The sequence below is a fragment of the Variovorax sp. 01T439_2 genome (assembly GCF_056398445.1).
In genome coordinates this window covers 1-8,243 of sequence record NZ_JBFTPJ010000154.1, presented here as the reverse complement: position 1 = coordinate 8,243, position 8,243 = coordinate 1, and the positions used below count along the sequence as shown (strand labels likewise).

General features: G+C 68.4%; 6 protein-coding genes and 1 riboswitch. Of the genes, 2 read left to right on the top strand and 4 right to left on the bottom strand.

Annotated elements, in window-relative coordinates; all coding sequences use genetic code 11:
• Positions 1 to 755 (top strand): TetR/AcrR family transcriptional regulator (locus AC1DOC_RS10000; protein WP_478129742.1); only part of this gene is annotated, 755 nt, incomplete at its 5' end.
• Positions 756 to 759: 4 nt separating this feature from the next.
• Positions 760 to 1,959, top strand: coding sequence for an amidohydrolase family protein (locus AC1DOC_RS09995; RefSeq protein ID WP_028256314.1), 1,200 nt, complete (start codon positions 760 to 762; stop codon positions 1,957 to 1,959).
• 12 nt (positions 1,960 to 1,971) lie between these two features.
• On the opposite strand, the gene AC1DOC_RS09990 is transcribed toward AC1DOC_RS09995, so the two are convergent.
• Genes AC1DOC_RS09990 through metH form a run of 4 tightly spaced genes read right to left on the bottom strand, consistent with a single transcriptional unit; the run spans position 1,972 to position 7,925 of the window.
• On the bottom strand, positions 1,972 to 2,379 hold the full coding sequence (locus AC1DOC_RS09990) for a GtrA family protein (RefSeq protein ID WP_478080970.1): 408 nt from the start codon (positions 2,377 to 2,379) through the stop codon (positions 1,972 to 1,974).
• Positions 2,376 to 3,353: a glycosyltransferase family 2 protein gene (locus AC1DOC_RS09985; RefSeq protein ID WP_062363823.1), complete on the bottom strand. Its 978-nt coding sequence runs from the start codon at positions 3,351 to 3,353 to the stop codon at positions 2,376 to 2,378. Before AC1DOC_RS09985 ends, AC1DOC_RS09990 begins: the two co-directional genes overlap by 4 nt.
• Positions 3,350 to 5,158 (bottom strand): ArnT family glycosyltransferase, encoded by a 1,809-nt coding sequence (locus AC1DOC_RS09980; protein ID WP_418146449.1) that lies wholly within the window; start codon positions 5,156 to 5,158, stop codon positions 3,350 to 3,352. The genes AC1DOC_RS09985 and AC1DOC_RS09980 overlap by 4 nt, the downstream gene beginning before the upstream one ends.
• 52 nt (positions 5,159 to 5,210) lie before the next feature.
• Positions 5,211 to 7,925, bottom strand: a complete 2,715-nt coding sequence (gene metH, locus AC1DOC_RS09975; protein WP_478129743.1) for a methionine synthase — start codon at positions 7,923 to 7,925, stop codon at positions 5,211 to 5,213.
• Between the two features lie 62 nt (positions 7,926 to 7,987).
• A riboswitch (S-adenosyl-L-homocysteine riboswitch) is annotated at positions 7,988 to 8,096 on the bottom strand.
• Positions 8,097 to 8,243: the final 147 nt, after the last annotated feature.

Below are 8,243 nucleotides of genomic sequence, written 5' to 3'. Positions count from 1 at the left end.
GCACCGGCGTGCGCGAGGCCGCCGCGCAGGCCACGCGCGACAGCATCCTGAAGTCGGCGACCAAGGTGTTCGCCAAGTACGGCTACGACGGCGGCAGCGTGGAGAAGATCTCCAAGGCCGCCAAGTCGTACGACCGCATGATCTACTACTACTTCGGCAGCAAGGAAGGCCTGTTCATCGCGGTGCTCGAAGGCATCTACAAGCGCATGGACGACGCCGAGGCCGCCATTGCGCTGGACGCCTCGCGGCCCGTGGAGGCGCTCACCGAAGTSATCCGCTTCGTGCTSGGCTACTACCGCAAGAACCCCGAGTTCGTSACGCTGCTGAACACCGAGAACCTGCACAAGGGCCGGCACATYTCGAAGTCGCTGCGGGCGCGCGAATACTCGTCGCGGGCGGTGGCGATCATTGCCGAGATCCTGGCCAGCGGCGCGGCCCAGGGCCTGTTCCGCCGCGACCTGAACGCGCGCGACATCTACCTGCTGATCGCGTCCACCGGTTACTTCTACACCTCGAACCGGCACACGCTCACGGCCTTCCTCGGCGAGCCGCTGGAGTCGCCCGAGGCGATCACGCATTGGGAAGACTTCGTGATCGAGACCGTGCTGCGCACCGTGCGCGCAGACGACATCCAGGAACAAGAGRACAACTCCCCACCCCACGACGAGGAAAAAATGACCCCCATCGCTCACGTTCGTTCGCGGCCCCCCAAGGGGGCGCAAGCCTCCCTTGGGGCGGCCCGGCGGGAGGCTTGACCAAATGGCAGAAATCGCAGCCGGCGCAAAGTCGGGCAAGGTCGTCATCAAGAACATAGGGCTGCTGCTCTCGGGCGACATCGACAAGCCCATCCTGGACGCCGACACCATCGTGGTGAACGACGGCCTGATCGTGGCGGTCGGCAAGGAAAAGGACTGCGACCTCGAAGGCGCGCAGACCGTCATCGACGCGAAGAAGACCTGCGTGGCGCCCGGCCTGATCGACAGCCACGTGCACCCGGTGTTCGGCGACTGGACGCCGCGCCAGGGGCAGATCGGCTGGATCGACTCCACCATGCACGGCGGCGTCACCACCATGATCTCGGCCGGCGAGGTGCACCTGCCCGGCCGGCCCAAGGACATCGTGGGCCTGAAGGCGCTGGCCATCACCGCGCAGCGCGCTTTCGACAACTTCCGCCCCGGCGGCGTGAAGGTGCTGGCCGGCGCGCCAGTGATCGAGAAGGGCATGGTCGAGAGCGACTTCAAGGAACTGGCCGAGGCCGGCGTGGGCCTGCTCGGCGAAGTGGGCCTGGGCTCGGTGAAGGCCGGCTACGAGGCCAAGGAGATGGTGGCCTGGGCGCGCAAGTACGGCATCCAGAGCACGATCCACACGGGCGGCCCGTCGATCCCGGGCTCGGGCCTGATCGACAAGGACGTGGTGCTGGAGGCCGACGCCGACATCATCGGCCACATCAACGGCGGCCACACCTCGCTGCCCGAGGCGCATGTGTGCGAGCTGTGCGAGAAGAGCTCGCGCGCGATCGAGATCGTGCACAACGGCAACGAGAAGGTGGCCATTGCCGCGGCCAAGGCCGCGCTCGAGCTCAAGTGCCCGCACCGCGTGATCCTCGGCACCGACGGGCCCGCGGGCTCGGGCGTGCAGCCGCTGGGCATCCTGCGCATGGTGGCCATGCTGTCGTCGATTGCAAACATCCCGGCCGAGCTGGTGTTCTGCTTTGCCACCGGCAACACGGCGAAGATCCGCAAGCTCAACTGCGGACTGGTCGAAGTGGGCCGCGACGCCGACTTCGTCTTCATGGACCGCGCGCAGCACTCGCCCGCGCCGGGCCTGCTCGAGAGCGTGCAGCTCGGCGACATCCCGGGCGTGGGCATGGTGATGATCGACGGCATCGTGCGCTGCGGCCGCAGCCGCAACACGCCGCCGGCGACCGAGATCCCGGTGGTGCTGCCGGCGGCGCACTGAGGCGCCTTCGGCTCAGGGGCTGCGCCGCGGCTTGAAGACGAGGTGCCGCGCGGCCAGGAAGTTGACCGCCATTCCCGCGCAGCTGCCGGCCGCAACGCCGAGCGCGGGCACCCACGGGCCTTCGAGCCAGTGCAGCACCAGCACATAGGCGCCGTAGTTGACGACCGCGCCGCCCAGCATGGTGACCAGGTAGCCGAGGTACTCGCGCACGATCGGCGTTGCCGCGCCCAGGGCGCGCCGCGCCGCGAAGGTGTAGCGCCGGTTCAGCGCCCAGGTGGTGGTGGCGGCCGCCAGGAAGGACAGCACGCGCGCGCCGTACCAGCCCAAAAGCGGCGCCGCAAGGTACAGCACGGCCACGTCGACCACCAGCCCGATGACCCCGACCACCGCAAACGCCAGGAACTCGCGGCCGGCCTTCATGGCTTGCGGCGGAACTGCCCGACGCCGGGTATCGCGAGGTAGCGCAGCCGCTTGGCTTCGCGGCGGGCAAGCCTAATGGCGTGCATCACGACGCCGCACACCATCGACAGCATGGCGGCCAGCATGGCGCCGGTCGCCAGCACCGCCGTGGGGAGCCGGGGCACCAGGCCGGTGTGCAGGTAGGTGAGCAGCAGCGGAATGGCCAGCGCGATCGCGCCCGCCGCGAGCACTGCCGCAAGGATCGAGAAGAACTGCAGCGGCCGCTCGCTGATGAACAGCTTGCAGATGGTCTTCAGGATGCGCCAGCCGTCGCGGTAGGTCGAGAGCTTGCTGTGCGAGCCTTCGGGCCGCGTGCTGTAGGCGGTGTCGAACTCGGCATGGGGCATGCGCAGCTCGAGCGCGTGCACCGTGAGCTCGGTCTCGATCTCGAAGCCCTGCGAGAGCGCCGGGAACGACTTGGCATAGCGGCGCGAGAACACGCGGTAGCCCGAGAGCATGTCGGTCAGGCCGCCGCCGAAGAGCTGYGCCACGGCGCCCGTGAGCAGCCGGTTGCCGAAGCGGTGGCCGGCGCGGTAGGTGAGCGCGTTCTGCCCATCGTCGACGCGGCAGCCCACCACCATGTCCAGGTTGCGCTCCACCAGCGCATCCACCAGCCGCGGCGCGCTGGCCACGTCGTAGGTGGCGTCGCCGTCGACCGTCACGTACACGTCGGCCTCGACGTCGGCGAACATGCGCCGCACGACGTTGCCCTTGCCCGGTGCGGCCACGTGCGTGACCGTGGCACCGCTCGCGCGTGCGATGGCGGCCGTGTCGTCGGTCGAGTTGTTGTCGAAGACGTGGATCTCGGCCTCGGGCAGCGCCGCGCGGAACTGCGCGACCACCTGCGCGATCGACAGCGCCTCGTTGTAGCAGGGGATCACCGCCGCGATGCGGATCGGGGCGCGGGCGGCGGCGCAGGGGTTGTCGTCGGTCATGGTGCGGTCGAGAGAATGCGGTAGACCCGGCCACCGTCTTTTTCGTACAGCAGGGCGAAATGTTCGTCGAAGCCGGGCCGCGTGGCCAGCGTGGGCACCATCGACGTCGGCATGACGATGGCCGTGAATCCCTTGGCGGCCAGCTTGCGCGCCATGTCGCCCGGAAGCAGCAGCAGGAAATCGCGGTAGCGCCACGGGCCGAGCGTATCGCCCCAGATCGGATTGGGCCCGTAGTAGATCGCCTCGTTCAGCGCGATCTGGTAGACGCGCCCGTCGGCATGCTGGCGCAGGTAGTCCATGGCGGCATAGCCCGGCACATGCTGGCGCAGGAAAGCCTCGCGGGTTTCGGGCGTGGGCGAGATCATCGCCATCTTGCCCGCGGTCTGGCGCAGCGACACCGCGGCCAGCGCGGCCAGCAGCAGCACGACGATCCAGTCGCCGGCAAGGGCCAGGCGTCCGGCGGATGCGGCGGCGGCAGGCGCGGCCTCCACCGGCCCGCCTTTGGCCCCGAAGACGCGGCGCACGCCCGCAGCGATCCCGCCGAACAGCACCTGCCAGCCGATGGCCGCCATCAGCGCGAGCAGCGGGAACGAGGCCGTGAGGTAGCGCGGATAGCGCGAGGTCAAGAGCCACACGGCCACCGAATAGAAGCAGAACCAGCCCGCGGCGCGCAGCGCGGCCGAGCGCTTCCACAGCAGGCTGAACGGTGCCAGGAACACGGCCCAGATCAGCGCGTTGGGCCGCGCCGCATGGTCGCGCACGTCGGCCACCTGCTGCACGTAGTCGGCCGGGATCCAGTCGGTGAAGCCGAACACGCGCGCGCCGATGGGGTTGAACGGGTCGCCCGTCATGATGGCGTTGCGCGCGTACCAATAGACGCACGGGACCAGGAAGCAGAGCAGCGCCAGCGCCCAGGCCTTGGGCCGGCGCTCGTGCCACACCACGAACAGCGCCACCAGCGGCAGGAAAGTGAGCGCCTGGTACTTGGATCCCGCGGCCACGCCCAGGCAGAACGCCGCCAGCCCGAGCCAGCGCGTGCCGCCCGGCAGCGGCTCTGATTCACGCCACCACCACAACGCCACGCAGGCACTGAGCACGAAGAGCGCCACGCCCATGTCGATCAGCGCGTTCGAATAGTCGCCGATGCCGATCCAAATGGCCGCGCCGATGCAGGCCGTGAGCCGGTTCGCATGCTGGATGCCGAGGCGGTAGACCATCACCGCCGAAATCACTCCGGCCAGCGCATTGAGGAAGTGCGGCAGCACGTCGTCGCCCAGCTGCAGCGCGGCCGCGTAGAGCAGGTTGTAGTTGTAGGGGAACCAGGGGTAGCGCAGCCACTCGTGGATGCCCAGCGAGCCCTGCTGCGCCACCAGCCGCGCATAGGGCAGGTGGTACATCAGCTCGTCGAAGGCGGCGGGCGGCGCGAGCGGCGCGACCAGCGCGGGCAGCGCCACCAGCGCCAGCGCGATGGCGGCGATCCTTTCGGCGCGGGTCCATGGCGCGGCGGGGGCACCAGCGACGTGCAGCGCCCGCGCTTCCCGCCACCAGGGCCGCAGCTGCAGTGCGGCCGCCAGCACGCCGGCAGCGATCAGTGCCACGGTGGCGCCCGGCTTGAATGCGCCGAAGATCGCGAGCAGCTGGAAGGCGCAGATGAAAAGGCCCACGCCCAGGGCCGCCGCCATGGCCGCCTCCAGCCCCGCGTCCCGGCGCGGCGGCGGCGCCAGGCGCGCCAGCAGCGCGCGGCCGAAGCCCCAGCAGCCAAGCACAAAGACCGCCAGTGCCGCATAGTGCGCGGCAGCAAACATCAGCTTCTGAATAACAACTCCCGGCGCCGGGCGGCCACGCCGGCCGGCAGGTTCAAAGGTTCGGCGCCAGCAGGCGCTCGAGTTCGGATTCGCTGGTCCGGCGCCGCGCCGCCTGGTCCTGCAACTGGTCGTGCCCGATCTTGCCGACGTTGAAGTAGGTCGACTCGGGATGGCTCAGGTAGAAGCCGCTCACGCTGGCGGCGGGCATCATAGCGAGGCTTTCGGTCAGCGTCATGCCAATGTCCGCGCAACCCAGAAGGTCGAACATCGGGCGCTTCACGCTGTGGTCGGGGCAGGCCGGGTAGCCGGGCGCGGGGCGGATGCCGCGGTATTTCTCGGCGATCATGTCCTCGTTGCTGAGGCCCTCTTCGGGCGCATAGCCCCAGAGGTCGGTGCGCGCGCGGTGGTGCAGCGATTCGGCAAAGGCCTCGGCCAGCCGGTCGGCCAGCGCCTTGAGCATGRTGGCGGAGTAGTCGTCGAGGTCGTCGATGAAGTACTTCTCCTTCTTCTCGACGCCCAGGCCCGCCGTCACTGCGAACACGCCCACGTAGTCTTTCAGCCCGCTGTCCTTGGGCGCGACGAAGTCGGCCAGGCAGCGGCTCGGGCGCATCACGCCGTCGATCACCTGCTTCTCGGTCTGCTGGCGCATGCCGTACCAGGTGAGCGCGACTTCGCTGCGCGTCTCGTCGGTGTAGAGCTCGATGTCGTCGTCGTTCACCGTGTTGGCGGGCCAGAAGCCGACCACGCCGCTCGCGCTGAGCCAGCGGCCCTCGATCAGGCGCTTGAGCATGCGCTGCCCATCGGCATACACGCGCACGGCCTCGGTGCCGACCACTTCGTCTTTCAGGATGGCCGGGAACGGGCCCGCGAGATCCCAGGTCTGGAAGAACGGGCCCCAGTCGATGTACTTCGCGAGCTCGGTCAGATCGAAGTTCTTGAACAGGCGCCGGCCAATGAACTTGGGCACCGGCGGCGTGTAGCCGGACCAATCGACCGGCGTCTTGTTGGCGCGCGCCTTGGCCAGCGGCCACAGCGGCACCTGCTTCTTGTTGGCATGCTGCGTGCGCACCTTCTCGTAGTCGGCGTTGATCTCGTCGATGTACGCGGTGGCCTGGTCGCTCAGCAGGCTCTGCGCCACGCTCACGCTGCGGGAAGCGTCGGGCACGTAGACCACCGGGCCTTCGTAGTGCGGCGCAATCTTGACTGCGGTGTGCACGCGGCTGGTGGTGGCGCCGCCGATCAGAAGCGGAATCTTCCGGATGCGGAAGTGGTCGTCCTTCTGCATCTCGCCGGCCACGTACTGCATTTCTTCGAGGCTCGGCGTGATGAGGCCCGACAGGCCCACGATGTCCGCGCCCTCGACCTTCGCCTTGGCGAGGATCTCGTGGCACGGGACCATCACGCCCATGTTCACCACTTCGAAGTTGTTGCACTGGAGCACGACGGTGACGATGTTCTTGCCGATGTCGTGCACGTCGCCCTTCACGGTGGCGATGATGATCTTGCCCTTGGTGCGCACGTCGCGGCCCGCGGCCTCGTCCTGGCGCTTTTCTTCCTCGATGTAGGGAATGAGGTGGGCCACCGCCGACTTCATCACGCGCGCCGACTTCACCACCTGCGGCAGGAACATCTTGCCCTGGCCGAACAGGTCGCCCACGATGTTCATGCCGTCCATCAGCGGCCCCTCGATCACGTGCAGCGGCCGCCCGCCCTTGGCAAGGATCTGCTGGTAGGCCTCCTCGGTGTCCTCGACGATGAAGTCGGTGATGCCGTGCACCATCGCGTGCGAGAGGCGCTGGTTGACGTGCACCGGGTGCTCCGGCGTGCCGCGCCATTCGAGCTTCTTGCTGTCGTCCTTGGCGCCGCTCTTGGCGGTCTCGGCCACTTCGACGAGGCGCTCCCCTGCATCGGGGCGGCGGTTCAGCACCACGTCCTCCACGCGCTCGCGCAGGGTCGGCTCGAGGTCGTCGTACACGCCCACCATGCCGGCATTGACGATGCCCATGTCCATGCCCGCCTGGATCGCGTGGTACAGGAACACGGTGTGGATCGCTTCGCGCACCGGGTCGTTGCCGCGGAAGCTGAAGCTCACGTTGCTCACGCCGCCCGACACCTTGGCGCCCGGCAGGTTCTGCTTGATCCAGCGCACGGCGTTGATGAAGTCGACCGCGTAGTTGTCGTGCTCCTCGATGCCGGTGGCAATCGCGAAGATGTTGGGGTCGAAGATGATGTCCTCGGGCGGAAAGCCCACCTCGTCCACCAGGATGCGGTAGGCGCGCTCGCAGATCTCGATCTTGCGCTGGTAGGTGTCGGCCTGGCCCTTCTCGTCGAAGGCCATCACCACCGCGGCCGCGCCATAGCGCCTCACGAGCTTGGCCTCGTGCTTGAACTTGTCGACCCCCTCCTTCATGGAGATGGAGTTGACGATGCCCTTGCCCTGGATGCAGCGCAGGCCGGCCTCGATCACTTCCCACTTGGAGCTGTCGACCATCACCGGCACGCGCGCGATGTCGGGCTCGCTGGCGATCAGGTTCAGGAAGCGCACCATCGCGGCCTTGCTGTCGAGCATGGCCTCGTCCATGTTGATGTCGATCACCTGCGCGCCGTTCTCCACCTGCTGGCGCGCCACGGCCAGGGCGTCCTCGAACTGGCCGTTCAGGATCATCCGCGCGAAGGCCTTGGAGCCGGTGACGTTGGTGCGCTCGCCGATGTTGACGAACAGCGACCCGGCATCGATGGCCACCGGCTCGAGGCCGGACAGCTTCATCGGGGGGACGCGGGGCGTGGAAACTTCTTCGCTCATGGGGGCTCACCTGGGCAGGAAAAAACGTCAGGTGAGCGTCGTTTGTTGCGGCTTGCGCCCCGGCCGGCGGGGCGCCTTCCAAGCCTGACGGCGGGCCTCTTGATGCGGGCCGCCGCTGCAACGCTCCTTGGAAGGGAGCGCAATTTTACCGGCTGCGGCAAGGGCCGCGGCCGCCAGGGGCGTTCAGGCGCCCTGCCTGGCCGCCGCTGCCGGGCCAGTCTTGGCGGGCGCGGCCGAGGCCGGCAGCCCGAACACCCGGTCGAAGCCCCAGTTGAAGACGAA

Coding starts and splice junctions, on each gene's coding strand:
- AC1DOC_RS09995 (WP_028256314.1), top strand. CDS start 760: ATGGCAGAAATCGCAGCCGGCGCAAAGTCGGGCAAGGTCGTCATCAAG.
- AC1DOC_RS09990 (WP_478080970.1), bottom strand. CDS start 2,379: ATGAAGGCCGGCCGCGAGTTCCTGGCGTTTGCGGTGGTCGGGGTCATC.
- AC1DOC_RS09980 (WP_418146449.1), bottom strand. CDS start 5,158: ATGTTTGCTGCCGCGCACTATGCGGCACTGGCGGTCTTTGTGCTTGGC.